28 protein-coding genes are annotated in these 23,985 nt (G+C 72.0%); 13 read left to right on the forward strand and 15 right to left on the reverse strand.

Annotated features, from left to right (window positions below; all coding sequences use genetic code 11):
• Positions 1–96: 96 nt before the first annotated feature.
• Positions 97–921, reverse strand: a complete 825-nt coding sequence (locus ACIHEI_RS08440; RefSeq protein WP_396606091.1) for a hypothetical protein — start codon at positions 919–921, stop codon at positions 97–99.
• 230 nt (positions 922–1,151) lie between these two features.
• Between ACIHEI_RS08440 and ACIHEI_RS08445 the strand changes: the two genes are divergently transcribed.
• From ACIHEI_RS08445 to ACIHEI_RS08455, 3 genes are all read left to right on the forward strand, one after another.
• A complete protein-coding gene (locus tag ACIHEI_RS08445; RefSeq protein WP_392953227.1) occupies positions 1,152–1,811 on the forward strand; it encodes an ATP-binding protein in 660 nt (219 codons plus the stop codon).
• Between the two features lie 170 nt (positions 1,812–1,981).
• The gene (locus tag ACIHEI_RS08450; protein ID WP_387640727.1) at positions 1,982–2,371 is read left to right on the forward strand and encodes a YciI family protein; all 390 of its coding nucleotides are present in this window, start codon (positions 1,982–1,984) and stop codon (positions 2,369–2,371) included.
• Between the two features lie 49 nt (positions 2,372–2,420).
• On the forward strand, positions 2,421–2,654 hold the full coding sequence (locus tag ACIHEI_RS08455) for a hypothetical protein (RefSeq protein ID WP_392953230.1): 234 nt from the start codon (positions 2,421–2,423) through the stop codon (positions 2,652–2,654).
• 73 nt (positions 2,655–2,727) lie between these two features.
• On the opposite strand, the gene ACIHEI_RS08460 is transcribed toward ACIHEI_RS08455, so the two are convergent.
• Together ACIHEI_RS08460 and ACIHEI_RS08465 are read right to left on the reverse strand one after the other, a co-directional pair.
• Entirely contained in the window at positions 2,728–2,970 is a 243-nt protein-coding gene (locus tag ACIHEI_RS08460; RefSeq protein WP_387640342.1) for a DUF5302 domain-containing protein, read from the reverse strand.
• A gap of 87 nt (positions 2,971–3,057) precedes the next feature.
• The gene (locus ACIHEI_RS08465; RefSeq protein ID WP_387640344.1) at positions 3,058–3,192 is read right to left on the reverse strand and encodes a hypothetical protein; all 135 of its coding nucleotides are present in this window, start codon (positions 3,190–3,192) and stop codon (positions 3,058–3,060) included.
• A gap of 136 nt (positions 3,193–3,328) precedes the next feature.
• Between ACIHEI_RS08465 and ACIHEI_RS08470 the strand changes: the two genes are divergently transcribed.
• Positions 3,329–4,150, forward strand: a complete 822-nt coding sequence (locus tag ACIHEI_RS08470; RefSeq protein ID WP_387640347.1) for an integrase — start codon at positions 3,329–3,331, stop codon at positions 4,148–4,150.
• 61 nt (positions 4,151–4,211) lie between these two features.
• Here ACIHEI_RS08470 and ACIHEI_RS08475 read toward each other — a convergent pair whose 3' ends face one another.
• A complete protein-coding gene (locus ACIHEI_RS08475; protein WP_396606092.1) occupies positions 4,212–4,757 on the reverse strand; it encodes a 1,4-alpha-glucan branching protein in 546 nt (181 codons plus the stop codon).
• A gap of 238 nt (positions 4,758–4,995) precedes the next feature.
• Between ACIHEI_RS08475 and ACIHEI_RS08480 the strand changes: the two genes are divergently transcribed.
• Complete coding sequence (locus tag ACIHEI_RS08480) at positions 4,996–5,475, forward strand: ricin-type beta-trefoil lectin domain protein (RefSeq protein WP_396606093.1); 480 nt, start codon at positions 4,996–4,998, stop codon at positions 5,473–5,475.
• 116 nt (positions 5,476–5,591) lie between these two features.
• Here ACIHEI_RS08480 and ACIHEI_RS08485 read toward each other — a convergent pair whose 3' ends face one another.
• The 5 genes from ACIHEI_RS08485 to ACIHEI_RS08505 all read right to left on the reverse strand — a co-directional run bounded on the left by ACIHEI_RS08485 (position 5,592) and on the right by ACIHEI_RS08505 (position 9,863).
• The gene (locus tag ACIHEI_RS08485; RefSeq protein ID WP_396606094.1) at positions 5,592–6,764 is read right to left on the reverse strand and encodes a hypothetical protein; all 1,173 of its coding nucleotides are present in this window, start codon (positions 6,762–6,764) and stop codon (positions 5,592–5,594) included.
• On the reverse strand, positions 6,761–7,591 hold the full coding sequence (locus ACIHEI_RS08490) for a hypothetical protein (protein ID WP_396606095.1): 831 nt from the start codon (positions 7,589–7,591) through the stop codon (positions 6,761–6,763). Before ACIHEI_RS08490 ends, ACIHEI_RS08485 begins: the two co-directional genes overlap by 4 nt.
• 45 nt (positions 7,592–7,636) lie before the next feature.
• Positions 7,637–8,140 carry a SigE family RNA polymerase sigma factor gene (locus ACIHEI_RS08495; RefSeq protein ID WP_396606096.1) on the reverse strand — a complete coding sequence of 168 codons (504 nt, stop codon included), beginning with the start codon at positions 8,138–8,140 and terminating at the stop codon, positions 7,637–7,639.
• A 150-nt stretch (positions 8,141–8,290) separates the two neighbouring features.
• Positions 8,291–9,250, reverse strand: a complete 960-nt coding sequence (locus ACIHEI_RS08500; protein ID WP_392953238.1) for a pirin family protein — start codon at positions 9,248–9,250, stop codon at positions 8,291–8,293.
• Positions 9,251–9,374: 124 nt separating this feature from the next.
• The gene (locus ACIHEI_RS08505) at positions 9,375–9,863 is read right to left on the reverse strand and encodes an SseB family protein (RefSeq protein WP_387640359.1); all 489 of its coding nucleotides are present in this window, start codon (positions 9,861–9,863) and stop codon (positions 9,375–9,377) included.
• Between the two features lie 211 nt (positions 9,864–10,074).
• On the opposite strand from ACIHEI_RS08505, the gene ACIHEI_RS08510 reads away from it, so the two are divergent.
• Positions 10,075–11,904, forward strand: coding sequence for an acyl-CoA dehydrogenase (locus tag ACIHEI_RS08510; RefSeq protein WP_396606097.1), 1,830 nt, complete (start codon positions 10,075–10,077; stop codon positions 11,902–11,904).
• Between the two features lie 215 nt (positions 11,905–12,119).
• Positions 12,120–13,421 (forward strand): M18 family aminopeptidase, encoded by a 1,302-nt coding sequence (locus ACIHEI_RS08515; protein ID WP_396606098.1) that lies wholly within the window; start codon positions 12,120–12,122, stop codon positions 13,419–13,421.
• Between the two features lie 43 nt (positions 13,422–13,464).
• On the opposite strand, the gene ACIHEI_RS08520 is transcribed toward ACIHEI_RS08515, so the two are convergent.
• Positions 13,465–15,285 carry an NHL domain-containing thioredoxin family protein gene (locus ACIHEI_RS08520; RefSeq protein ID WP_396606099.1) on the reverse strand — a complete coding sequence of 607 codons (1,821 nt, stop codon included), beginning with the start codon at positions 15,283–15,285 and terminating at the stop codon, positions 13,465–13,467.
• An 84-nt stretch (positions 15,286–15,369) separates the two neighbouring features.
• On the opposite strand from ACIHEI_RS08520, the gene ACIHEI_RS08525 reads away from it, so the two are divergent.
• Both ACIHEI_RS08525 and ACIHEI_RS08530 read left to right on the forward strand, forming a co-directional pair.
• Positions 15,370–15,648 carry a hypothetical protein gene (locus tag ACIHEI_RS08525; RefSeq protein WP_387860120.1) on the forward strand — a complete coding sequence of 93 codons (279 nt, stop codon included), beginning with the start codon at positions 15,370–15,372 and terminating at the stop codon, positions 15,646–15,648.
• Positions 15,645–16,034: a twitching motility protein PilT gene (locus ACIHEI_RS08530; protein WP_396606100.1), complete on the forward strand. Its 390-nt coding sequence runs from the start codon at positions 15,645–15,647 to the stop codon at positions 16,032–16,034. Before ACIHEI_RS08525 ends, ACIHEI_RS08530 begins: the two co-directional genes overlap by 4 nt.
• A 299-nt stretch (positions 16,035–16,333) precedes the next feature.
• On the opposite strand, the gene ACIHEI_RS08535 is transcribed toward ACIHEI_RS08530, so the two are convergent.
• From ACIHEI_RS08535 to ACIHEI_RS08545, 3 genes are all read right to left on the reverse strand, one after another.
• A complete protein-coding gene (locus tag ACIHEI_RS08535) occupies positions 16,334–17,173 on the reverse strand; it encodes a hypothetical protein (RefSeq protein WP_396606101.1) in 840 nt (279 codons plus the stop codon).
• 204 nt (positions 17,174–17,377) lie between these two features.
• Positions 17,378–18,217, reverse strand: a complete 840-nt coding sequence (locus ACIHEI_RS08540; RefSeq protein WP_396606102.1) for a hypothetical protein — start codon at positions 18,215–18,217, stop codon at positions 17,378–17,380.
• Between the two features lie 104 nt (positions 18,218–18,321).
• Positions 18,322–18,978 carry a phosphotransferase gene (locus ACIHEI_RS08545; protein ID WP_387640377.1) on the reverse strand — a complete coding sequence of 219 codons (657 nt, stop codon included), beginning with the start codon at positions 18,976–18,978 and terminating at the stop codon, positions 18,322–18,324.
• Between the two features lie 134 nt (positions 18,979–19,112).
• On the opposite strand from ACIHEI_RS08545, the gene ACIHEI_RS08550 reads away from it, so the two are divergent.
• The 3 genes from ACIHEI_RS08550 (at position 19,113) to ACIHEI_RS08560 (ending at position 20,974) form a co-directional block, all read left to right on the forward strand.
• Positions 19,113–19,901, forward strand: a complete 789-nt coding sequence (locus ACIHEI_RS08550) for an aminoglycoside 3'-phosphotransferase (protein WP_396606103.1) — start codon at positions 19,113–19,115, stop codon at positions 19,899–19,901.
• 66 nt (positions 19,902–19,967) lie between these two features.
• A complete protein-coding gene (locus ACIHEI_RS08555) occupies positions 19,968–20,459 on the forward strand; it encodes an LURP-one-related/scramblase family protein (RefSeq protein ID WP_396606104.1) in 492 nt (163 codons plus the stop codon).
• A 92-nt stretch (positions 20,460–20,551) separates the two neighbouring features.
• Entirely contained in the window at positions 20,552–20,974 is a 423-nt protein-coding gene (locus ACIHEI_RS08560; protein ID WP_392953259.1) for a DUF350 domain-containing protein, read from the forward strand.
• A 7-nt stretch (positions 20,975–20,981) separates the two neighbouring features.
• Here the strand turns inward: ACIHEI_RS08560 and ACIHEI_RS08565 are convergent, their stop codons facing one another.
• Together ACIHEI_RS08565 and ACIHEI_RS08570 are read right to left on the reverse strand one after the other, a co-directional pair.
• Complete coding sequence (locus ACIHEI_RS08565; RefSeq protein WP_396606105.1) at positions 20,982–21,575, reverse strand: GNAT family N-acetyltransferase; 594 nt, start codon at positions 21,573–21,575, stop codon at positions 20,982–20,984.
• Between the two features lie 124 nt (positions 21,576–21,699).
• Entirely contained in the window at positions 21,700–22,983 is a 1,284-nt protein-coding gene (locus ACIHEI_RS08570; protein ID WP_387640389.1) for an adenylosuccinate synthase, read from the reverse strand.
• 126 nt (positions 22,984–23,109) lie between these two features.
• Between ACIHEI_RS08570 and ACIHEI_RS08575 the strand changes: the two genes are divergently transcribed.
• A complete protein-coding gene (locus ACIHEI_RS08575) occupies positions 23,110–23,922 on the forward strand; it encodes a diacylglycerol kinase (RefSeq protein ID WP_396606106.1) in 813 nt (270 codons plus the stop codon).
• The last annotated feature ends 63 nt before the right edge of the window (positions 23,923–23,985 follow it).

Consider the following 23,985-nt stretch of genomic DNA (forward strand, 5'->3'; position numbering starts at 1 on the left):
GGGACAACGGGAAGAGGGGACCCGACCGCCCCGCTCACGAAGCGGGCACGGCGGCAGGCAGCGATGCGCGCCCGAACCCCGGCCTCCTGGCCCGGCTCAGCGCGCGAACGCCACCGCGGGTGGTCCCCTGCGCAGCACGCAGTGCCGCAGTGCCGCCGCCACCGGCAGCCGCCAGTCCTCCGGCCGTCCACTCCGCCGCGCCCGCACCGGGCGCGGCCCGTCCACCAGCAGCGCCACCAGCAGCGCCACCGCCGTCCGCAGCGGCGCCGCCCACTCGCGGGCGGTCAGCGCCACCGTCCGCACCAGCCGCCACAGCGCGGCCTCGCCGCGCCGCAGCCACCAGCCCGCGACCACCGCCGCCGCCAGGTGGGCCAGCACCATGCCGGGCGTCAGCCCCAGCCAGCCCGCCGCGTGCGGCATCGCCGTCGCGTACGCCTGCGGGTCCAGGCCCGCGGCGCTCACCACCTGGTCCGCCGTGGTGGTCGCCGGGACGACCGTCAGGCCGTCGCCGGGGGTGTCGTTGCACAGCAGCCGGCCCGCCACGGACACCAGGGCGTCGGGCCCGCCGTTTCCGGCCATCGACGCGTGCGGCATCGCCATGCCGCCGCCCAGACCGTCGCCGAACCGGTGGAACAGCAGGTGCAGACCCAGTTGTCCGGCGCCCAGCGCCGCCGCGATCGCCCCCAGCGAGCGCTCCCGCCCGCCGAGCAGCGCCGCCGCCGCGCACACCGCGGCGAAACCCGCCGCCAGCGTGTCCGGCGCCACCGCACCGCCCGCCCGGGCGTGCCCGAAGGCCGCCACCAGCGTGCACACCAGCGCGAACGGCACCGCGCGCAGCACCCGCAGATCCCAGGCAGCCGTTGAGACCCGTGCCGCGGGCAGGGCGGAGCCCCGGCGGGCGGCGGCGGTCGGGTCAGTCATGGCCGAGCCATCATCTCACCGCCTACAGCCGCTCCCGGGGCAGGCCCCGGAACCCGCCGGGAATGGCGCGAACCCGACCGGCGCACGCACCCGCCCACGCGCCGATCGGCACACCCGGCAGGGGCAGTCCATCCGCCGAACGGGCGGTACCGGCGAGTGCGGACGGTTCGCCGCGCGCCGTCGAGGAGATAGCTAGTTGTATGTGGAGCCGCAGCCAGGAGGGATCTCCCGTGGACATCTGGTGGACTCTGCACCTCAAGCGCGACCCGGCCAGCGTGCCGCTCGCCCGCCGCATCCTGCTCGGCGCCATGGACTCCGCCGGAGTCGACCCGCAGGACGCCTTCGACCTCGGCCTCGCCCTCACCGAGGCCTGCGCCAACGCGGTCGAACACGCCGGGCCCGGCCACTTCGGGGACACCTTCCAGGTCACCGCCGCGCTCAGCGGCGACCGCCTGCGGATCGAGGTCGCCAACACCGGCCAGTCCCCGGTCGCACCCACCGCCTCCCGCCCGGGCCCGCGCCGCCGTCCCGCCGCCGAACGCTCGTCCACCGAACGCTCGTCCACCGAACGGCCCGCCGACCGCCCCGCGCCGCGCTGCCGCACCCGCCGGGGCCGCGCCTCCGTCCCCGCCCGGGTACTGGCCACCCGCAGCCCCGCCGCCGACCGGCCCGCCGCCCCCTACGACACCCACGTGCTGCCCGCGCTGCGCCCCGCCCTGCCGGCCACCGACCCCGGCGTGCTGCCCGACCTGACCGCCGAGTCCGGCCGCGGCCTGTTCCTCATCCACGCCCTCGCGGACCACGTCCAGCTCCGCACCCACCCGCAGCGCGGCGCCACCGTCAGCTTCGACAAGATCCTCAGCGCCCCGCTGCTGCGCACCGCTTCCTGACGGCCCACCGGACGTTCTCCCCACCCTCCTCACCCTCTTCGCCCGAAACCCGCCGGTCAGCGGCTCGGGCGCTCCCTGGGACGCAATGTCGAGAACCGGGCTGCGGCTCCGTCTCCGGAACGATGGGACGAGACCGCCCGCACCGAGAGGAGCCGTCCGCCGTGACGCACATGCTGCAGATGCACTTCAGCCAGTCGGACACCGACGTTCCGCCGATCCCCTCCTGGGACCCGGCGGCGACCGCCGCCCACATCGCCTTCATGCGCCGCTCGGTCGCCGAGCTCACCGCCAGCGGCGAACTCGTCGAGGCCCAGGGCCTGGCGATGCCCGACACCGCGCGGATCGTCCGGGCCGGCGACGGCGGGCCGTCCGTCGCCGAGGGGCCGTTCCCGGCGGACAAGGAGTTCCTGTTCGGCTGGTGGATCGTCGACTGCGCGAGCGACGCCCGGGTGCTGGAGATCGCCGCCGCGCTGTCTGCCGCGCCGGGCCACGACGGCAAGCCGATGAACATGCCGATCGAGGTCCGCGAGGTGTTCTCGGAGCCCCCGGCGCAGCCCTGACCGGTCGCGCGAATTGCCGGGTATGTCCGGTCGGCGGACGATGGTGATCATGATGCATCAGATGCGCGCCGAGACCGGCACCGGCGGCGCCACGGACTCCGTGGTCAGCTGGCACATCGTCCGCAACGCGGACGTCACCGCCCTGTGCGGCAAGACGCTCGACACCGCCGCCCCCGTCCAGGACGCCACCCGCTGGACCCTCGACCCCGACCACAACTGCCACACCTGCGGGGCGCTGTTCCTCCGCGAGACGCCGTACTTTCCGGACGAACACACCGACTGATCTGCCGGATGAGACGCCGAACGGCCGGCCCCGGGTGCGGGGCCGGCCGTTCCTACTGGGGTCCGAGGGGCGCTCAGCCGCCGCTCTTGCGGCGGAAGGTGCGCTTGCCGCCGGCCGCGCCGGTGGTGCCGTGGATCTTCGAGTCGCCGCCGGGGCCGCCGCCGGCGCCCCGGCTGTTGCCGCCCTTGCGCTGCAGCGCGGCCAGGAACTTGGCCTTCTGGTCGTCCTGGACGGGTGCCTCGGCGGCGGTGTCGGCGGTGGCGTCGGTGGTGGCCTCCGGCGCGGGCTCGGCTGCCGGGGCGGTGTCGCTGCTCATTTCGGGACCTCCTGGACGGGAGTGGGGTGTGCTGCAGCACACCCTCCCATGCCGACCGGGGCCGCTGTCGGCCGACACCGGGGTCGGTCAGTCCCGGTGCGCCCTGCCGAGGTGGTGGGGCTGCCGCTCGTCGCGGTACTGCAGGCCGCCCATCATGAACAGCAGGGCGAGGGTCGGGAAGCCGAACGAGGCGATCACCAGTACGAAGAACTGCCAGACCATGGGACTCTCCTGTCGCGAAGCCTCGGCGAGTTGCCATATTTCACCCAATTATGTCCGAATCGCCGTGCGGGAGGCCGAACGGAAGGGTCGAACAGCCCCTGTTCGAACGACGGGTGGCCGACGCAGACTGAGAAGCATGCGGGTACAGCTGGCAGTCGACGCGCGCCGCCCGGACCGGGCCTGCGAGGACTTCGTGGTGGCCACCCCGGAGGTTCTGGTGCTGCTGGACGGCTCCAGCGCCCCGGACACCCTGGACTCCGGCTGCGGCCACGGCATCCCCTGGTACGTGCGCCGCCTCGGCGCGCACCTGGTCGCCCGGCTCACCGGCCACCCCGACCGGGACATCGCCGACTGCCTGTCCGACGCCATCGCCGACACCGCCGCCCTGCACGGCGACAGCTGCGACCTGGCCAACCCCAACACGCCCGCCGCGATGGTGGTCGCCGCCCGGCTGCGCGGCGACGCGCTGGAGTACCTGGCGCTCGGCGACTCCCTGCTGGTGCTGCACCCCAAGGCCGGCCCGCCCCGGGTGATCGGCGACAACCAGCGCTTCCACGGCGGCGAGGAACTGCGCCGCCAGGTCTGGTCGACCGTTCCCGGCACCGCCGAACGCGCCGAGCTCTACCTGCGGTACGCGATCGCCGTCCGCGCCGCGCGCAACAGCGGCCACGGGCCGTGGATCGCCGCCGCCACCCCGCAGGCCGCCCAGCACGCCGAGACCGGCGTGGTCGGCCGCGCCGACCTGCACGGGGTGGCCGCCCTGTCGGACGGCGCCGCCCGCTTCACCGAGCGCCTGGGGCTGGGCAGTTGGGCCGACGCCGTCCGACTGCTCGCCGAGGCCGGCCCCGCCGAACTGATCGCCCAGGTCCGCACCGCGGAGCGCACCGACGCCGACTGCGTCCGCTGGCCCCGCGGCAAGGCCCACGACGACGCGGCCGCGCTCTACGCCCGGCTCTGACGTCCGGGGCCCGTCCGGTCGGTCTCGCCGGGCGCGCCGAGACCGACCGGACAGACCCGGGTCAGCGACCGGCCGTCAGGTACACCGCGCGGGCCGCCGACCCGTCCGGCGCGGTGTATCCGGCGACCACCTCGCCCGGCGCGGGCTCTCCGGTGGGCCGCAGTTCCCGGCGCAGCGTCACCGCCACCTCGCCGTCGACGGCCGCCACCGTCACCGTGTCGTCCACCGCGTCGCTCTCGCTCTGCTTCTGCGGTACCGCCCGTCCGTGCAGCAGTTCGGTCAACTGGGCGCGGACCACCGGGTCCTGCTCGCCGTCGTAGAACCAGCGGGTGCCGAGTACGCCGTGTTCGGCGGTCCCGATCAGCGCGCCCTCGGGCGCCCCGTCCAGCGGTGCGCCCCGGTAGGCCATCGGCACCAGGTAGGAGGCCTGACCGTCCGTCACCACCATCAACTCGATGCCGACCTCGCCCGCCGGGTCGTCCAGCCGGAATCCGCCGGCCCGTTCCAGCGTGCCACCGCCGGGGCGGTACCAGTCCTGCTTCGGCAGCCAGTCGGCCAGCAGGTCCAACTTGCCCGGGTTCATGGTGGTCTGATGGATCGTCGCCATTGCCGTTCCTCCCTCTCTCGCGGTGTCCTTGCGGGGCCCAGCCTACGAATCGCGCCCCGTGGGCAGTGAATTCGCCGGACTGCTCCGGTGCTGCCCATTCGGATGAATGCGGCGCGCACTGCCGCTGGTTCGTGGTCGCCCGGTGCTAGGAATTGCCCTGCGCTCGGGACCGGGCCGAGAAAGCACCTCATGGCCGCAGGGGAATCGTGCGGCCTTGCGCACAGAACGGAAACGCCTCATGGCCCTCGCTTTCCGCAAGACGCTCGCCATTGCCACGATGGGGCTGGCCGCCTCCCTCCTGCCGACCGGCGGCGCCGGAGCGGCCGACACCAGCCACGCGACCACGCGCACCCCCGGCACCTACTGCCTCGCCAACGCGTGGAACACCCCGAACGTCGGCACCAAGCCGTGCGACGGCAACGACCAGGGCCAGCACTGGACCGTCACGGGCGAACAGATCTCCCTCACCAATGCGCGCGCCTACTGTCTCGCCAACAAGTGGGGCGCCCCGGACATCTCCACCAAGCCGTGCGCCTCGGGCGACCCGGGCCAGTACTGGACCATCGCGGGCCAGCAGATCTCGCTCACCCTCGCCCCCGGCTACTGCCTCGCCAACGCCTGGGGAACCCCGAACATCTCCACCAAGCCGTGCGACGTCAACGACAAGGGCCAGCACTGGGTGGTCTTCGGCGACCAGATCAGCCTCGCTCTCGCCTGACCTGCCGGCACAGCTTTCCGGACAGACCCAACACGCCGTCCCGCCGGGGCAGTTGCCCATCGGCGGGACGGCGGTTTCGTGCCGGTGACGGTTCAGCGGGTCAGCGGTTCAGCGGGTCAGCGGGTTACGGAGAAGGGCACCGACGGCAGCCGTTCGCCGTTCGCGTCCTTGCCGGGGACGTCGTCGCCGACGACGGTCAGCCGGCCCCCGGTGTCCATGATGCTGCGGGGCATGCGGCCGCCGGCGGTGGTGCTCTGCGGGAGGTCGAGCGGCTGCCAGCCGCTGGGCGTCAGCTGGGCGCCGATCGGCTGGTAGACACCGTTGCGGGAGGTCTCGCCGACCACGGCCACGCCGGCCCGGGTTCGGGTGAGGCCGTGCAGGTGGCCGGCGCCGATGCCGGTGTCCTGGTGGGTCCAGCCGGTGCCGTCGTAGTGGGCGACGAGGGTCCGGGGGTTGCGGTCCGGGCCCTCCTCGGTGCCGGACGCCCAGATGTTGTGCGGGCCCACCGCGACCAGCTGGGTGAGTTCGCCGTAGCGGGAGTCCAGGTCGGGGGAGGAGACCCGCTGCCAGCCGCGGCCGTCGTAGTGCAGCAGCAGGGGACGCGGCCAGCCTTCGGGGGTGCCGATGGTGCCGGCGGCCCAGACGTCGGAGGGGCCGGTGGCGGTCACCGCGTTGAGCGTCCAGTAGTCGGTGTCGAGTTCGGGGGCCGCCACCCGCTCCCAGGACGTTCCGTTCCAGTGCTCGATCAGGCCGAGGAAGGTCAGGTGGTCGTCCGGCTGGTAGTAGCCGACGCCCCACGCGTCGTTCGGGCCGCCGGCCGCCGCGACGCCGCCGAACCCGGCCGCGAAGGTGTGCTCGGGGGCGGGCGCGTTCTGCACCTGCCAGCGTCCGTCCTGGTAGCGGCCGGTCGGGATGCCGCCCTCGGGGGTGGTCTTGAGGCCGGTCACCCAGGTAGCGCCGGTGCCGTCGTCACCGACGGTGCGGGCGTTCAGGCCGTCGGGGAGGGGGAGTTCGCGCCAGGCCGCGTCGGCGCCGCTGCGGGTGAAGGCCACCGGCTCGGTGGACCTGCCCTTGCCCTCGCCGAACATCCGGAAGCCGACCGCCCACGCGGTGCGGCCGTCGGTCCGGGCCGCCTCCTGGAGGTTGGCGTTGCCGGCCGGGAAGTCGTTCGAGACCCAGGCCCGCGCCCTCGGGTGGTCGGCGCCGGTGTCCTGTGCGCCGGCCGGCGCGGCGGTCGCGAGCAGGGTGCCGGTCAGCAGAAGGGTGGTCAGGGCGGTGCGTCGCTTCACTGGTTCTCTCCTTCGTTGTGGGAGATCTGCGGTGCCTGTACGGGGTGCTGGTCGGCCTGTCGGATCAGGTCCAGGACCCGGGGTTCGGCGACGAAATGCGCGAGCTGCTTGTCCGTCACCGGTGCCGAACTACTGGCGCGGTCATCGGGGTTGATGAAGATGGACACATCGCTGTTGCCGAAGTGGAAGGTCGCGGAGGTGGCCGTCACCGTGCCGTCGCCCTCGGGCATCACCCGCAGGGTGACCGGCGTACCGTCCGACAGCTCCATCACCAGGCACGTCCCCTTCGTCTCCAGGCCGGCCGGCAGGCAGAGCCTCTGCCCCGAGCCGGCCTGGGCGGGAGCCACGGAGAACCGGATGAAGTGCTCGCCGTGCGAGGACGTCGCCAGGTAGCCCGACACGTCGTCGGACACCAGCCGGATCTGCCCGATCTCCGGCGGCAGCAGGTCCTGCAGCACCCCCGCCGTCGCCTGCCGGTACGCCTCGATCCGGAGCCGTTCGGCCTCGCTCTGCGGGGTCGGCGGCGCGGTGGGGGCGACGGTGGGGGTGAGCGTGGCGGTCGGGAAGACCCGCGGCGGCGCGCCCCCCACCTGGGCGCCGACGGGACCCGTGCCGTTCCCGGTGCCGGGCAGGACGGCCGCCAGCCCCGTCACCGCCAGGGCCGCCGTGCACGCGGCCGCCCCGCCGATCGCCAGCCGCGACCGCAGCCGCCGCCGGCGTCCGTCCCGCACCGCCCGGGCGGTCAACCCGATCGGCTCGGCCAGGTCGTCCGTGACCCGGTCCATCGCCTCTTTGACGAAGAGCGCCTCCGGCGCCTGGTCATGCATGGTGGTGCACTCCTTCACGGTCTCGATCCGAATCCACGGGGGCGCTCATGCGGGTGTGTACGGGCTCGGTTCGCCGAGCTGTTCGCGGAGCCGGGCCAGCGCACGCGAGCACTGGCTCTTGACGGTGCCGGTGCTGCAACCGAGGAGGTCGGCCACGGTCTCCACGCTCAGGTCCTCCCAGTAGCGCAGGACGACCATCGCCCGGGCCCGCGCAGGGAGTTCGGCCAGCGCGTTCAGCAGTGTCACCCGCAGGTCGGAGTCCGCGTGCGGGGACACCTCGGGCGACCCCGCGAGCGCCCCGAGCCGGCGGGCCACCGACCACTTGCGCTGCTCCGCGAGAAAGGTGCGGGTCAGTACGGTGCGGGCGTAGGCGTCGAGGTTCTCCATCCGGGACGCCCGCCGCCAGTGCGCGAACAGCTTTGCGAGCGTCGCCTGCACCAGGTCCTCGGCCCGGTGCCGGTTCCCGCACAGCAGGTACGCCGTCCGGTACAGCTGTCTTCCCCTCGCCGCCGCGTACTCCTCGAACGCCAACTCGTCGTGTCCGCGCATCCACCCCTCCTGGCTCGCGTCTCTCACCCGTCCTCAATGCGCGAGCCCGGCGAAAGGTTGAGCCCGAAGACGCGGAAAACCCGCGTGCCCCGTCCGAGGACGGGGCACGCGGGTTTTCGGGCTTGTGGGTGCTTCAGGGGTGAGGAGTTGTCAGTTCTCGTCGGCGGGGATGGTGCCGAGGCGGCCGGCCTGGAAGTCCTCCATGGCCTGCTGGAGTTCGCGGTGGCTGTTCATCACGAACGGGCCGTAGTGGGCGACGGGCTCGCGGATCGGCAGGCCGCCGAGGAGGACGACCTCGAAGTTGTTGTCGCGGGAGTCCTGCTTCTCGTCGGCGCGCAGGGTGATCGAGTCGCCGTCGCCGAAGACGACGGCCTGGCCCCGGTGGAAGGGGCGGTGCTCGGTGCCGGCCGAGCCGTTGCCGGCGAGGCCGTAGGCGAGGGCGTTGAAGTCGGCGCGCCAGGGCAGGGTGATCTGGGCACCGGGGCTGATCGAGGCGTGGATCATGGTGATCGGGGTGAAGGTGGTGCCCGGGCCGGTGTGGCCGTCCAGCTCACCGGCGATGACGCGCAGGAGCGCGCCGCCGTCCTCGGTGCTGAGCAGCTTGACGCTGCCGCCGCGGATGTCCTGGTACTTCGGGGTGATCATCTTGTCCGAGGCGGGCAGGTTCACCCAGAGCTGGAGGCCGTGGAAGAGGCCGCCGGACTTCACCAGGGACTCCGGCGGGGTCTCGATGTGCAGGAGACCGGAGCCGGCGGTCATCCACTGGGTGTCGCCGTCGGTGATGGTGCCGCCGCCGCCGTGCGAGTCCCGGTGGATGAACGTTCCGTCGATGATGTAGGTGACCGTCTCGAAGCCGCGGTGCGGGTGCCAGGGGGTTCCCTTCGGCTCACCGGCCGCGTAGTCCACCTCGCCCATCTGGTCCATCATGATGAACGGGTCGAGGAACTTGGTGTTGATCTTGGCGAAGGCGCGGCGGACGGGGAAGCCCTCGCCCTCGTAGCCCTCGGGGGCGGTTGCCACGGTGAGGACCGGCCGGGCGGTGCTGTGCAGCGGGTCGGGCGTGGTCACGCGCGGCAGGGTCAGCGGGTTCTCGACGGTCACGGCGGGCATGTCGGCCTCCTTCGGCGGGTCTGTGGCCTACGTCCACCACAGTAGTTCAACTCTCAACCACTCGCAAGGTTGAACGTTGAACTATGTGGCCCTATTCCGGCCCGGAGAGGGGCGGGAGGAGGGGTCAGCCGTACATCCGGCGCATGGTGAAGTCGACCATCTGCTCGACCGCGCGGGCGTCGAACACCATCCGGTGCTCGCCCTCCATGTCCAGGGCGAAGCCGTAGCCGGTGGGCAGCAGGTCGAGCACCTCGGCGCCGGTCACCGAGAAGTACTTGGAGTCCTTGCCGGCGTACCGCTTCAGCTCCTTGAGCGAGCTGAACATCGGGATCACCGGCGTCGGGGTGTTGTGCAGCGCCAGGAAGCCGGGGCGGTCGCCGCGCGGGCAGTACACCTTCGAGGTGATGAAGATGGCCTGGAAGTCCTCCACCGGCATCGCCCCCGTGGTGAAGGCGCGCACTGCGTCCGCCAGCGAGGGCGGCGAGGGCTCGGGGTAGAGCGACTGCTGGGCGGCCTGCGGGTCGCCGTATCCGGCGCCCGGCATGCCGGACATCCCCTGCTGCATCTGCTGCTGGTAGGGGTCCTGGTAGGCGTTCTGCTCGTAGCCGTACACGGGGCAAGGCTATCGGGCCGGGCCCCGCTTGGGGGCGGGTGATCCGCACAATCCGGTGGTGGGCCGCATTGTGGGACGTGACCACGTTCATAGGTGCTTCACGGTGGAGGGGTTGAACAAGTTACCGCTGGGTAGCATCATGGGGCGTACTGGTGGGTAAGCGGTGCGCCGTAAGCGGCTCGCCCGTGGAAGACGAACCGGAGATACGGTCATGGGTCACTACAAGTCCAACCTGCGGGACGTGGAGTTCAACCTCTTCGAGGTGTTCGGCCGCGACCAGGTGTACGGCACCGGTCCGTTCGCCGACATGGACGTCGACACCGCGAAGAACATCCTCAGCGAGATCTCCCGGCTGGCCGAGAACGACCTCGCCGCCTCCTTCACCGACACCGACCGCAACCCGCCGGTGTTCGACCCGGAGACCAACACCGCTCCGATCCCCGAGACCTTCAAGAAGAGCTACCAGGCCTTCATGGACGCCGAGTGGTGGCGCCTGGGCATCCCGGAGGGCATCGGCGGCCAGGTCACCCCGAGCTCCCTGGTCTGGGCGTACGCGGAGCAGGTCCTCGGCTCCAACCCCGCGATCTGGATGTACTCCTCCGGCCCGGCCTTCGCCGGCGTCGTCTACGACGAGGGCACCGAGGAGCAGCAGAAGGTCGCCCAGCGCATGGTCGAGCGCCTGTGGGGCGCCACCATGGTGCTGACCGAGCCCGACGCGGGCTCCGACGTGGGCGCCGGCCGCACCAAGGCGATCAAGCAGGAGGACGGCTCCTGGCACATCGAGGGCGTCAAGCGCTTCATCACCTCGGGCGAGCACGACATGTCCGAGAACATCATCCACCTGGTGCTGGCCCGCCCCGAGGGCGGCAAGCCGGGCACCAAGGGCCTCGGCCTGTACATCGTGCCGAAGTACGACTTCGACTGGGAGACCGGCGAGCTCGGCGAGCGCAACGGTGCCTACGCGACCAACGTCGAGCACAAGATGGGCCTCAAGGCGTCCAACACCTGCGAGATGACCTTCGGCGCCAAGCACCCGGCCAAGGGCTGGCTGCTCGGCGAGACCGTCGACGGCATCCGCCAGATGTTCAAGATCATCGAGTTCGCCCGGATGATGGTCGGCACGAAGGCCATCGCCACCCTGTCCACCGGCTACCTGAACGCGCTGGAGTACGCCAAGGAGCGCGTGCAGGGCGCCGACATCTCGCAGTTCATGGACAAGACCGCGCCGCGCGTCACCATCACCAACCACCCGGACGTGCGCCGCTCGCTGCTCACCCAGAAGGCGTACGCCGAGGGCATGCGCGCCCTGGTCCTCTTCACCGCCTCGGTGCAGGACGACATGCTGGCCGCCCGCCTGCGCGGCGAGCACGACGCCGCCGCCGAGCGCCTGAACGACCTGCTGCTGCCGATCGTCAAGGGCTACGGCTCGGAGAAGTCCTACGAGCAGCTCGCCCAGTCCCTGCAGACCTTCGGTGGCTCCGGCTACCTGCAGGAGTACCCGATCGAGCAGTACATCCGGGACGCCAAGATCGACACCCTGTACGAGGGCACCACCGCCATCCAGGGCCAGGACTTCTTCTTCCGGAAGATCGTCAAGGACGGCGGCCAGGCGCTGACCGCGGTCAACGAGCAGATCCAGAAGTTCCTCGCCTCGAACGAGGGCGGCGCCGGCCTGGCCGCCGAGCGCGACCTGCTCGCCAAGTCCGCCGGCGACCTGGAGGCCATCGTCGGCAAGCTGATCGCCGACCTGACGGCCGTCGAGCAGGACGTCAAGAACATGTACAAGGTGGGCCAGAACACCACCCGCCTGCTGATGGTCTCCGGCGACGTCGTGGTCGGCTGGCTGCTGCTGCGTCAGGCCGCCGTCGCGCTCGCCAAGCTGGAGGCCGGCGCTTCCGAGAAGGACGTCCCCTTCTACCAGGGCAAGATCGCCGCGGCGAAGCACTTCGCCCGCACCGTGCTGCCGACCACCGCCGCGCAGCGCCAGATCGCCGAGGCCATCGACAACGAGCTGATGGACCTCGCCGAAGAGGCGTTCTGATCGAGCGTCGGCCGGCCGCTCACCCGACCGCCTGACCCACCCTCACGCCGCGGGGCCCGGTTCACCACCGGGCCCCGCGGTGTTGTGTCGCGCCATGCTCACTGTTGTGTCACCGTTGCGGACTTCACACGGTCCTGTCCGTGTACGGGCATATGCTCAGGGGGCGGGCCTGTTAACCCCCATCAGGCCCGGCCCGCCCTCAACCCAGGAGCAACATGTCGACCGCCGCCCGCACGGCCCACTTCGACCGGAAGCACACGGACGACCTGATCGCCTTCCTCGCCGCCTCCCCCTCCCCGTACCACGCGGTGCAGAGCGCGGTCGAGCGGCTGGAGCGGGTCGGCTTCCGCGAGGTCCGTGAGACGGACGCGTGGGACGGCGACAGCGGCGGCCGCTACCTGGTGCGCGGCGGCGCCCTCATCGCCTGGTACGTGCCCGAAGGGGCCGGCCCCGCCACCCCCTACCGGGTGGTCGGCACCCACACCGACTCGCCGAACCTGCGGGTCAAGCCCATCCCCGACACCGGCTCGGCCGGCTGGCGGCAGATCGCCGTCGAGATCTACGGCGGCGTCCCCCTCAACACCTGGCTCGACCGCGACCTCGGCCTCTCCGGCCGGCTCGTCCTGCGCGACGGCACCACCCGCCTGGTCCACCTCGACGAGCCGCTGCTGCGCGTCCCGCAGCTCGCCATCCACCTCGACCGCGGCGTCAACGACGGCCTCAAGCTCGACCGCCAGCGCCACCTGACGCCGATCTGGGGACTCGGCGACACCACCGAGGGCGCGCTGCTCGAGTACGTCGCCGAGAAGGCCGGCCTCGACGCCGCCGACATCACCGGCTGGGACCTGATGGCCCACGACGTCCAGCCGCCGTCCTACCTCGGCCGCGACCGCGAACTGCTGGCCGGCCCGCGCCTCGACAACCAGCTCTCCGTGCACGCCGCCACCGCCGCGCTCGCCGCCGTCGCCGCGTCCGGCGCCGACCTGGCCTGCATCCCGGTGCTCGCCGCGTTCGACCACGAGGAGACCGGCAGCGAGTCCGACACCGGTGCGCAGAGCCCGCTGCTCGGCAACGTGCTGGAGCGCTCCTGCTACGCCCGCGGCGGCACCGCCGAGGACCGCGCCCGCGCGCTGGCCGGCACCATCTGTCTGTCCTCCGACATGGGGCACGCCGTCCACCCCAACTACAGCGAGCGCCACGAGCCCGGCCACCACCCGCTGCCCAACGGCGGCCCCATCCTCAAGGTCAACGTCAACAACCGGTACGCCACCGACGGCGTCGGCCGGGCCGTGTTCGCCGCCGCCTGCGAGAAGGCCGGCGTCCCGTGGCAGACCTTCGTCTCCAACAACGCGATGCCCTGCGGCACCACCATCGGCCCGATCACCGCCGCCCGCCTCGGCATCACGACGGTCGACTGCGGCATCGCGGCGCTGTCCATGCACTCCGCGCGCGAGCTGTGCGGCGCGGAGGACCCGCACTACCTGGCGGGGGCCATCAAGGCGTTCCTCGAGGGCTGAGCCGTGCCCAGGGTGCGGGCGGTGCCCGCACCCTGATGTCGCGTCAGTCCATCCCGGCAAGGACCAGCGGCAGCCGCGTCGCGCCGCCCGGCACCACCTTCACCGGCACGCCCCAGTCCTGCTGGTGGACGTGGCAGGCCGGGTACTCGATCGACGGGTCGTCGTCGCAGGACGCGGCCATCGCGGAGACGTGCAGCACGCCCTCCGTCACGCCCTCGGCGAGCACCAGCTCGCGGGAGAGCGCGCTGTCGGCGCCCGCGCCGGCGGTGAGCAGCCCGGGCGGGGTGGAGCTGACCAGCAGCCGGGTGGACGGGCCGTAGCGCTCGTCCAGCTTCTGGCCGGTGGGCGCGGAGAACACCACGTCCAGCCGGAGCGTGCCCGGCGCGACCTCGGTGGCGGCGCGCTGCGTGCGGTGCGCGACGGCCTCCACCCGGACGGCCTCCTCGGGCAGCCGCAGCCTGGTCAGCCGGTGTCGGGCGGACTCCACCACCACGATGTCGCCGTCCACCACCACCGCGCCGGACGGCTCCCGCAGATCGGTGGCCAGCGTGGAGACCTCACCGCTCGCCGGGTCGTAGCGGCGCAGCGCGTGGTTGTACGTGTCGCTGACCGCGACCGAGCCGTCCGGGAGCACCGTGACGCCCAACGGGTGCTGGAACAGGGCCTGTTCGGCCGCCCCGTCACGGTGGCCGAAGTCGAACAGGCCGGTGCCGACGGCGGTGTGCACCTCGTGCGTGCCGCGGGCGACCCAGCGCAGCGCGGAGGTCTCCGAGTCGGCGACCCACAGCCGCTCGCCGTCCGCGGAGACCGCCAGGCCGGACGGCTGGGCGAACCAGGACTGCTCGGCGGGGCCGTCGATCAGGCCCTCGTTGGTGGTGCCGGCCGCGACCGCGACCGTCCCCGCCACCGGGTCGAACGACCACAGCTGGTGCACGCCGGCCATCGCGATCCACACCCGGCCGTCGAAGAACGCGACGTCCCACGGCGAGGACAGGTCGACGGCGGTGGCCTCGCCGGAGGTCGGCGAGCCCTGCCACCACTGCTTGCCGGTGCCGGCCAGGGTGGTCACCGAGCCGTCGGCGAGCCGCACGCCGCGCAGCGCGTGGTTGACGGTGTCCGCCACCACCACGTCGTAGCCGAGACCGAGACCCTCCGGGACCAGCGCCAGGCCCTGCGGCTCGCTGAACCGCGGCGCGGCGCCGTCCACCAGTCCGCGCACCCCGTCGCCGATCCGCCGCACCACCCACTCGCCGTCCTCGGCGAGCTCCACCAGCGCGTGGTGGCCGGAGTCCGCGACCAGGTAGTGCCCGTTCGGCAGCCGCACCGCCTTCCCCGGAAACCGCAGGTCACCCGCCTGCGGCTCGGGCGCCACGTACGGCCCGTCGCCGCGCCGCAGCGTGCCCTTCGCGGCGTGCTCCGCCTCCAACTCCTCGACCAGCCGGGCGATCGCGTGCGCATGCCCCTCACCCGCGTGCTGCGCGACGACGTACCCCTCCGGGTCGATCACCACCAGCGTCGGCCAGGCCCGCACCGCGTACTGCTTCCACGTCACCAGCTCCGGATCGTCCAGCACCGGATGGTGCACCTCGTACCGCGCCACCGCGTCCACCACCGCCCGGTGGTCCGCCTCATGCACGAACTTCGGCGAATGCACCCCGACGATCACCACCGTGTCGCGGTGCTTCTCCTCCAACTCCCGGAGTTCGTCGAGGACATGGAGACAGTTGATGCAGCAGAAGGTCCAGAAGTCCGCGATCACGATCTTGCCGCGGAAGTCCGCCAGCGACAGATCCTTGCCACCTGTGTTGAGCCATCCACCGGCGCCGACCAGCTCGGGGGCGCGTACACGTGCACGAGAAGCCATGGCCACATCCAACCCCACGATCCGGGGTCGGCATTCCGGGTGAATCCGGTGGACCGGCGGACGGGTGCGTATTACGGTTGGAATATGAGCGAGAAGGCCAAGCTGAGCATCAGCCTCGAAGAGGAGCTCGGGGCGAGACTCCGGGCCCTCGCCGCGCAACGTCAGGAGCAGATCTCCACCGTGGTTTCGCACGCCCTGGTGGACTACTTCGCCAACGAGGAGCGTCGGCTCGACGGCCTGGCCGCCATGGCCGAGTACCAGCACGAGTACGGGGCCTTCACGGCCGAGGAACGCCGGGCTGCTTCGGAGCGGGTCGACGAGATCATGGGCTGGGCCGCGGGGCCGGAACGGCAGACCGCGTGAGCGCTGTTGTCTACGACTCCGGGGCGTTGATCGCCGCGGAGAAGAACGACCGGGCTTTCGTGGCCCAGCACGAGACGTTTCTCTCCGCGCGGGTCCGGCCGCTGGTGCCGGCCGGGGTGCTGGCGCAGGTGTGGAACGTGCGGCCGTCCTCGGCGGTCCTGCACCGGGTGTTGCGCGGCTGTGAAGTCCTGGCGCTGACGGAGGAACGGGCCAAGGCGGCGGCCGAGCTCTGCCGGCGGGCGGGCAGCTGGGACGTCGTCGATGCGAGCGTTGTGCTGGCCGCTGTCGAGCATCTCGATGCGCCGATCCTGACCGACGACCCGGGAGACATCGGGCAGTTGGTCGAGGCCTCGGGGCATCCGCGCATCAAGGTGGCTCGCCCGTAGCCGACGCCGGGAGGTTCGGACGACGGGGTCTCACCGGTTCCCCGCCGCCGTCAGCGGGCGGTTAGCCCTTGCCCCAGGTGCCGGTGGACCACAGTCCGGCGCGGTCCCGCTTGCGGTGGAGCACAACTAGTTGGACCGAGTTCGACTCGGATGATCTACGTGGCCGGGGCGGGGTGGCCGGCGCCGGGCAGGGGCGCGGTGGTGCGGCGGAGAACGTTCTTCCGCGTGTGGTGGGCCCACCGGTGGGTGGGCCCACAGCTCATGTACGTCGCGCGCCGGTCACCCCGGGGCGGGGAGGGTCAGCCCTTGCCCCAGGTGCCGGTGGACCACAGGGCCGAACCGTTGCTGTACAGCACGAAGTTGGCGTCGTCCTGGACGGTTCCGTAGACGTCGGACGTGCCCTTGGGCGTGGCGGACCAGGTGGTCTGGCCGCTGCTGTCCCGCATCCGCAGCGCGGGGTCGTTCTGCGAGTTGCTGACGACCAGGCTCGACTGCGAGCGGTTCGCGGTGTTGCTGGCCCAGATCGCGGCGCCGTCCCGCTTGCGGTAGAGCACCAGGTTGCCGTCGGCCTGGTTGACCAGCCAGACCGAGTTCGACTGGATCCACTGGCCGGCTTCGACGTTCCGGCCACTGGTGATGGAGGCCTCCGGGGTGGCGCCCCCGAAACCGGCTGCGGGCGCGAGCCCGGTACGGCTGTCCCACGGCGCGTTGCCGCCGCGCGCCGGCCACACCGTGATGTCACCCCAGTTGAGCGTCATGTGACCGCCCGGGTTGCTCCACGTCCTGCTGCTCCACAGGGCGTCGGAGCCGGAGGTGCTGCCCTGGCGGTAGACGACCAGGTTGCCGTCCTCCTGCATGTACGCGTACGCGCCCGGGTTGCCGTAGGTCCCGGTGCTCCACATCGCCGTCGACACGCGGGTACCGGTGGAGCTCTCCAAGTAGAGCACCAGGTTGCCGTCGGTCTGCATGACCAGGACGGACTCGCCGCTCTTCATGCTCTGACCCGACAGCAGCTTGTCGCCGCTGCGCAGGTCGGCGACGTCGGTCGCCGCCGAGGCGCCGGTGGCGGGCGCCATCAGGGCGATGGCGGCGGCGCCGACCAGGGCCGCGGTGGTACGTCTGAACACGTTCTTCCGCATCGGGTGGAACTCCCCCTCATTCGTGGGCCCACGGTGTGTGGGCCCACTACTTGTACACCGCGGTCGTGACGGCCGTGGCGCGAGGGTCAGTTGTTGCTCAAGTGCCGGTGCTCCACGGCGAGGTGACGTTGCCGTGGGTCACGAAGTGGCCGTCGTCCCGGACGGCTCCGTGGCTGCCGGGCCGGTGGTTCGAAGGGGCGCTCGTCAGGCCCTGCCCCAGGTGCCGGTGGACCACACGGCGGTGCCGCCGTCGGCGTAGAGCACGAAGTTGCCGTCGTTCTGGACGATCCCGTAGTCGCCGTTCGTGCCCTTGACCGGGACGGACCAGGCCCGGGTGCCGTTGTCGACGCGGTAGAGGCCCAGCGCGGACCACACCGGCGATTGCGAGAGGAGCAGGCTCGACTTCGGGCGGCCCCAGGTCCCGCTGGACCAGATCGGGGTGCCGTCCTGCCGGCGGTAGAGGACCAGGTTGCCGTCGGGCTGGTTGACCAGCCGGACGGTGTCCGACTGGATCCAGTGGCCGGGGTCGAGGCCCTGGGTCGAGGTGATGGCCGCCTTCGGATCGCCGTGCGGGAAGTTGAAGACGGCCGGACCCGGCCCGGTGTCGGTCCGCCAGAAGGGGCCGCTCGCGGTGGGGATCGACAGGCTGCCCTCCCACAGCATCACGATCGCGCCCGGGTTGCCCCAGGTCTCGCTGCTCCACAGGGCGTCGGACGGTTGGCTGCCGCCCTGGCGGTAGACGACGAAGTTGCCGTCCGGCTGCATGTACGCGTACGCGCCCGGGTGCCCCCAGGTGCCGCTGCTCCAGATCGCCGCGCCGTGCCCGCCGACGGACTTCTCCAGGTAGAGGACGAGGTTGCCGTCGGTCTGCATCTCCAGGATGGCGCCGATGGCCGGCTCGTAGCCCCCCGTCAGGTACTGCCCCGGCAGGAGCTTGGCGCCGCTCGGCAGATGGGGCGGTGGTATGGCGGCGGCGGTGGTGGCGGGAGCCGTCAGGGCGATGGCGGCGGCGCCGAGCAGGGCGGCGGTGGCGCGTCTGAACACGTTTCTCGGCATGCGGCGGGACCCCCCGTTGTGTGCCTGCGGTGTGCAGTCCATACGACTTATACACCGGGCTCGAACCGTCGGGAAGCCGTTCGACGGGGTGCTCAACTCCCCTTTGCGCAAGCGGAGATGAGGGCGACAGCGGCATCGAGCACGGCGATCTCCGCGGCGCTCAGGGTCGGGTTGGCGGCGCGGAGGGCGCGGGCCTCGGCGAGGTGGCGCTCGGCGATCGGGGGCAGGCCGCGGAGCAGCGGGACCAGGAGGGTGCGGGCCGTGTCGGGCCGGTCGTGGAGGGCCTGGGCGAGGATGACGGCGCTCATCGCGTCGTCCAGGCCCGGTTCGCCCTCGGCGGCGGTGGACCAGTCGATGACCACCGGGCCGTGCGGGGTGAGCAGGACGTTGTCGGGGTGCAGGTCGAGGTGGAGCACCCGGTCGCCGGGCCGGGCGGCGGCGCGCGGCGGGATCTGGTGCAGCCGGCGCAGCAGTTCGGCGAGCAGTTCGCCTGCCGCGCCCGGGCTGATCGTCCCGGCGAGGAGCGAGTCCAGCATGGTGGGGCCGCCGAGGCGTTCCATGATCAGGTCCTCGGGCCGTTCGGCGGCCCACACCGCGGGCACGGGGTAGCCGTGTTCGGCGAGGTGCGCCATCATCTCGGCCTCGCCGTCGGCGGTCAGTCCGTCCCGGTAGCGGCGCAGGACCCGCCCGTCGTTCAGTGCCCAGACGTCCGCGGTGCGGCCACTCGCGATCAGTTCGCCGATTTCCATGCGAGCAGAAGCTAGCGTCCCGGGCCCGGCACGGGGAGGGGGAGCGGTGGATCGTTGCGCGTCCGCGTCCTTGATCGGACCGGGCGGCGGAAAACCGGGGGACCGGCGGTCGGCCGGTGCGCGACACTGGCCGGATGAGCGCCTGCGCACCCGAGGAAGACGTCGCCGTCCCGCCCGCCGTCGCCGAACTGGCCGGTGGCGTACCGCCGGTGGCGGTGTGGCGCAACGGGCTCGGCGGGCTGACGTTCCGGCTGGGCGACGGCCCGGGGCGGCGGTTCGCGAAGTGGGCGCCGGCCGGTAGCGGCGCGGACCTCGGCGCGGAGGCCGAACGGCTGCGCTGGGCCCGCGCGTTCACCGCCGTCCCCGAGGTGCTGGACGTCGGCGGCGACGACACCGGCCGCTGGCTGCTGACGGCCGGCCTGCCCGGCCGCTCGGCCGTCGACCCGGAGCTGAAGAAGCGGCCGGCGATCGCCGTCCGCGCGATCGGCGAGGGCCTGCGCGCCTTCCACGAGGCGCTGCCGGTGGCCGACTGCCCCTACCGGTGGTCCCTCCGTGACCGGATCGACCAGGCCGTCACCCTGCGCCGCGACCCGGCCGACTGGCACCCGGACCTGCGCCACTACGGCACCGTGGAGCGGGCGTTGGCGATCCTCGCCGACCCGCCGCCGCCGGACGCCGAGGTGGTCTGCCACGGCGACGCCTGCGCCCCCAACACCCTCGTCGGCGACGACGGCCGCCCCACCGGCCACGTCGACCTGGGCACCCTCGGCGTGGCCGACCGCTGGGCCGACCTCGCGGTGGCGTCCTGGAGCACGGTCTGGAACTACGGCCCCGGCTGGGAACGTCCCCTGCTGGAGGCCTACGGCGTCGAACCCGACGAACAACGCCTCGCGTACTACCGCCTGTTGTGGGACCTCACGTAGCCACTGACTGGCAGCATGTCGAGGGCCGCCCGACGGCGGGCCGGCAAGCAGACGAGGAGTCGGGTCATGGGTCGGAAGTTCGTGGTCAAGGAGCGCCTGTTCGCGTTCGGCGACGACTACTGGGTCGAGGACGAGCACGGCGAGAAGTGCTTCCTGGTGGACGGCAAGGTGATGCGCGTCCGCGACACCTTCGAGCTGCAGGACGCCGAGGGCAACACGGTCGCCACCATCCGGGAGAAGGTGCTGACCGTCCGCGACGCGATGAAGATCGAGAACGCCGACGGGGACGTGGTCGCCACCGTCCGCAAGAAGCTGTTCACCCCGTTCCACGACAAGTACCACGTGGAGCTGGAGAACGGCGGCGAGTGGGAGATCCACGGCGACCTGATCGACAAGGAGTACACCGTCAAGAACGACGGGCACCGGATCGGCGAGGTCTCCCGCAAGTGGTTCAGCGTCCGTGACGCGTACGGCGTGGAGATCGAGGACGGCACCGACATCCCGCTGATGATCGCCGTCGCGGTCTGCCTGGACCGCCTGGTCGAGCACAACGACTGAGTCACGCCCCGGCGGCGCCGCCGGCCCCGTGCGCTATGTTGTGCCGGTCCTCGGCACGGGGTCGGCAGGCGGACAGCAGGGGGCGGAACCGGATGAGCGACATCCTTCATCAGCTGGGGTACGCGGCGGCGTACGGCGGCGTCGGCCTGGTCCTGCTGCTGCTCGGCGTCTTCCTGGTGGACGTGCTGACGCCCGGTGAGCTGCGCCGGCAGATCTGGATAGAGCGCAACCGCAACGCCGCCGTGGTGCTCAGCTCCGCGCTGCTGTCGGTCGGCGCGATCGTCTTCACCGCCGTGATCTCCACCTACCAGGAGTTCGGCAAGGGCCTGGCCGCCGCCGCCGTCTTCGGCCTGTTCGGCCTGCTGCTGATGGCGGTCTCGTTCTGGGTGCTCGACCTGGTCACGCCCGGCAGGCTCGGCGAGCTGCTGGTCGACGAGGAGCCGCACCCGGCGGTCTGGGTGACCGCCTCCACCAACCTGGCGGTCGCCGCGATCGTCTCCGCCGCCATCTACTGACGCGGCATTACCCGGCGGCCAGCCGCTCGGTCAGCCGGGCCTTCGCGGCCGGCCACTCGTCGGCCAGCATCGAGAAGAACACGGTGTCCCGCCAACTGCCGTCCACGCGCTGCTTGTTGCGCCGGAACGTGCCCTCGTAGGAGGCGCCGAGCCGCCGGATCGCGTTCTGCGAGCGCTCGTTGCGGATGTCGGTGCGCCAGCTGACCCGGCCCATGCCGAGGTCCTCGAAGGCGTGCGTGAGCAGCAGCAGCTTCGCCTCGGTGTTCACCGCCGTCCGCCACGCGGAGCGCGCGTACCAGGTGCCGCCGATCTCCACCTGCTCCTCGGCCGCGCTCGCGTCGTAGTAGCAGCTCACGCCGATCGCCCGCCCGTCGGTGAGCGAGATGACCGCGTACGGCTCGCAGTGCACGTCGGCCAGCCGGGTGTCGATCACCCGCGCCATCTCCTCCAGCGTGCGCGGCAGCGGTGTCGGCACCCAGCGCCACACCTCCTCGTCCCCGCCGCCGGCGGCGAACAGGTCCGGCACGTGGGCGCGGGTCAGCGGCTCCAGCCGGATGTGGCGGCCGGTCAGGAGGACGGGTGCGGGCAGCTTCGCGGTCATGCGGCACACCGTAGGGGCAGCTTTGCACTAGGCGCAAGCGATATCTGTATTAGTGCAAACACGGGCGGGCGCGCAAAAGGCCCGGCACCCCCGCGACAGGGGTGCCGGGCCTCTCGAACCAGGACTACAGGAAGGAGTTGATCTGGATGGTCTCGGTCCGGCCGGGGCCGACACCGATCGCCGAGATCGGCGCGCCCGACATCTCCTCCAGCGCCTTCACGTACGCCTGCGCGTTCTTCGGCAGGTCGGAGAAGGTCTGCGCCTTCGAGATGTCCTCGCTCCAGCCGGGCAGGTTCTCGTAGATCGGCTTCGCGTGGTGGAAGTCGGTCTGGTTGTACGGGAGTTCCTCGACCCGGCGGCCGTCGATCTCGTACGCGACGCAGACCGGGATCTGCTCCCAGCCGGTCAGCACGTCCAGCTTGGTCAGGAAGAAGTCGGTCAGGCCGTTGACCCGGGTCGCGTAGCGGGCGACCACCGCGTCGAACCAGCCGCAGCGCCGGTCGCGGCCGGTGGTGACACCGCGCTCGCCGCCGATCCGCCGCAGCGCCTCGCCGTCCGCGTCCAGCAGCTCGGTCGGGAACGGGCCCGAGCCGACGCGGGTGGTGTAGGCCTTCAGGATGCCGATCACCCGGTCGATCTTGGTGGGACCGATGCCGGAGCCGGTGCAGGCGCCGCCCGAGGTCGGGTTCGACGAGGTGACGAACGGGTACGTGCCGTGGTCCACGTCGAGCAGGGTGCCCTGGCCGCCTTCGAGCAGCACGACCTTGTTGGCCTTCAGCGCCTCGTCCAGGACGTAGGTGGTGTCCGCCAGGTACGGCTTGATCTTGTCGGCGTAGCCCAGGTACTCCTCGAGCACCAGGTCGGCCGGGATCGCGCGGCGGTTGTAGAGCTTGACCAGGAGCTGGTTCTTGTCGTGCAGCGCCGCTTCGATCTTCTGGCGCAGGATCGACTCGTCGAACAGGTCCTGGACCCGGATGCCCACGCGGTTGATCTTGTCCGCGTAGGACGGGCCGATGCCGCGGCCGGTGGTGCCGATCCGGCGCTTGCCGAGGAAGCGCTCGGTGACCTTGTCCAGCGTCCGGTGGTACGGGGTGATCAGGTGGGCGTTGCCCGAGATCAGCAGCTTGGAGGTGTCGATGCCGCGGTCGTTCAGGCCCTGCAGCTCGGAGAGCAGCACGCCCGGGTCGATGACCACGCCGTTGCCGATCACCGGCACCACGTTCGGGCTGAGGATGCCGGAAGGCAGCAGGTGGAGGGCGTACTTCTGGTCGCCGATGACCACCGTGTGACCGGCGTTGTTGCCGCCCTGGTAGCGGACGACGTAGTCGACGGAGCCTCCGAGCAGGTCGGTGGCCTTCCCCTTGCCCTCGTCTCCCCACTGGGCACCAACGAGCACGAGTGCCGGCACAGGCGTACACCCCTTCCGGTTGGGGCATCCTGCGAAGACCGCAGTCTGCCCCGAGATGGACGAAGCCCCTGGCGCAATGGCGCAAGGGGCTCTTGCACCGAGAGATTACCTGAGGAAGGACCGGTCGTGTCGTCGCTGTCCACGCCCGTATCCCGCCCCCCGGACGCCGAGGGGGCCGGGCCGCTCCTGGTGGTGCTGGACCCTTCGGCCAGGCAGGCGGACGGCGAATCGGTGCGGATCGCCAAGGATGTGCTGTGCGGCGGGGCCGACGTGAAGGTCACCCTGCCGGAGAGCCCGTCCGAGCTGGACCGGGTGCTTCAGCACCGGGGCAGGAGGCGGGCCGTGGTGATCGGCTCGGACCAGGCGCTGCAGCGGGTGTTGCAGGCGCTGCACCGGCAACGGGAGCTGGACGCCGACCCGGTCGGACTGGTGCCGGTCGGGGGTCCGGTGGCCACCGCGACGGCCCGTCTGCTGGGGGTGCCGGCCGAGCCGGTCGCGGCCGCCCGGACGGTGCTGGCGGGCAGTGCGCGGCGGCTCGGACTGCTGCTCGACGACGGTGGCGGAGTGGTGCTCTCGGAGGTCCGTTTCACCGGCCCCAGGCAGGGCCGAACGGGTGGCTGGCGTTCGCTATGGGCGAAACTTGCTGCGGCCGAGCAGGCGAGCCCCTCCGGATCCGAGGAATTGCGCATCGAGGCCGACGGCCGGCTGCTGGCCGACGTCCACCAGCGGGTGCGCCACCTCCGGGTCGCCATGGCCGACGGCGCCATGGAACTCGCCCTCGAGCTGGACGGCAGCCCGCAGCGCCACCGGGCCGGCCGGCTCACGGTGGCCGGGCGCGGCTTCGGCTACGAGGCCGACGGCTGCCCGGTCGGCCCGGTCCGCCACCGCACCTGGACGGTCCGTCCGGACTCCTGGCGGCTGCTGCTGCCCGCCGGGTGAGCAGGCTCACAACGCCGGTCGTCCGGGCCTGCGAAGGCTTGATGACAAGGGCGTGAAGCCGGT

Origin of the sequence: Kitasatospora sp. NPDC051984 (genome assembly GCF_044593455.1) — a bacterium.
Classification (GTDB): Bacteria; Actinomycetota; Actinomycetes; order Streptomycetales; family Streptomycetaceae; genus Kitasatospora.

Coding starts and splice junctions, on each gene's coding strand:
- ACIHEI_RS08510 (WP_396606097.1), top strand. CDS start 10,075: ATGGGTCACTACAAGTCCAACCTGCGGGACGTGGAGTTCAACCTCTTC.
- ACIHEI_RS08460 (WP_387640342.1), bottom strand. CDS start 2,970: ATGAGCAGCGACACCGCCCCGGCAGCCGAGCCCGCGCCGGAGGCCACC.
- ACIHEI_RS08500 (WP_392953238.1), bottom strand. CDS start 9,250: ATGCCCGCCGTGACCGTCGAGAACCCGCTGACCCTGCCGCGCGTGACC.
- ACIHEI_RS08545 (WP_387640377.1), bottom strand. CDS start 18,978: ATGGAAATCGGCGAACTGATCGCGAGTGGCCGCACCGCGGACGTCTGG.
- ACIHEI_RS08455 (WP_392953230.1), top strand. CDS start 2,421: ATGATGCATCAGATGCGCGCCGAGACCGGCACCGGCGGCGCCACGGAC.
- ACIHEI_RS08560 (WP_392953259.1), top strand. CDS start 20,552: ATGAGCGACATCCTTCATCAGCTGGGGTACGCGGCGGCGTACGGCGGC.
- ACIHEI_RS08515 (WP_396606098.1), top strand. CDS start 12,120: ATGTCGACCGCCGCCCGCACGGCCCACTTCGACCGGAAGCACACGGAC.
- ACIHEI_RS08480 (WP_396606093.1), top strand. CDS start 4,996: ATGGCCCTCGCTTTCCGCAAGACGCTCGCCATTGCCACGATGGGGCTG.
- ACIHEI_RS08520 (WP_396606099.1), bottom strand. CDS start 15,285: ATGGCTTCTCGTGCACGTGTACGCGCCCCCGAGCTGGTCGGCGCCGGT.
- ACIHEI_RS08565 (WP_396606105.1), bottom strand. CDS start 21,575: ATGACCGCGAAGCTGCCCGCACCCGTCCTCCTGACCGGCCGCCACATC.
- ACIHEI_RS08465 (WP_387640344.1), bottom strand. CDS start 3,192: ATGGTCTGGCAGTTCTTCGTACTGGTGATCGCCTCGTTCGGCTTCCCG.
- ACIHEI_RS08440 (WP_396606091.1), bottom strand. CDS start 921: ATGACTGACCCGACCGCCGCCGCCCGCCGGGGCTCCGCCCTGCCCGCG.
- ACIHEI_RS08470 (WP_387640347.1), top strand. CDS start 3,329: ATGCGGGTACAGCTGGCAGTCGACGCGCGCCGCCCGGACCGGGCCTGC.
- ACIHEI_RS08495 (WP_396606096.1), bottom strand. CDS start 8,140: ATGCGCGGACACGACGAGTTGGCGTTCGAGGAGTACGCGGCGGCGAGG.
- ACIHEI_RS08450 (WP_387640727.1), top strand. CDS start 1,982: ATGCTGCAGATGCACTTCAGCCAGTCGGACACCGACGTTCCGCCGATC.
- ACIHEI_RS08475 (WP_396606092.1), bottom strand. CDS start 4,757: ATGGCGACGATCCATCAGACCACCATGAACCCGGGCAAGTTGGACCTG.
- ACIHEI_RS08490 (WP_396606095.1), bottom strand. CDS start 7,591: ATGCATGACCAGGCGCCGGAGGCGCTCTTCGTCAAAGAGGCGATGGAC.
- ACIHEI_RS08555 (WP_396606104.1), top strand. CDS start 19,968: ATGGGTCGGAAGTTCGTGGTCAAGGAGCGCCTGTTCGCGTTCGGCGAC.
- ACIHEI_RS08535 (WP_396606101.1), bottom strand. CDS start 17,173: ATGCGGAAGAACGTGTTCAGACGTACCACCGCGGCCCTGGTCGGCGCC.
- ACIHEI_RS08550 (WP_396606103.1), top strand. CDS start 19,113: ATGAGCGCCTGCGCACCCGAGGAAGACGTCGCCGTCCCGCCCGCCGTC.
- ACIHEI_RS08525 (WP_387860120.1), top strand. CDS start 15,370: ATGAGCGAGAAGGCCAAGCTGAGCATCAGCCTCGAAGAGGAGCTCGGG.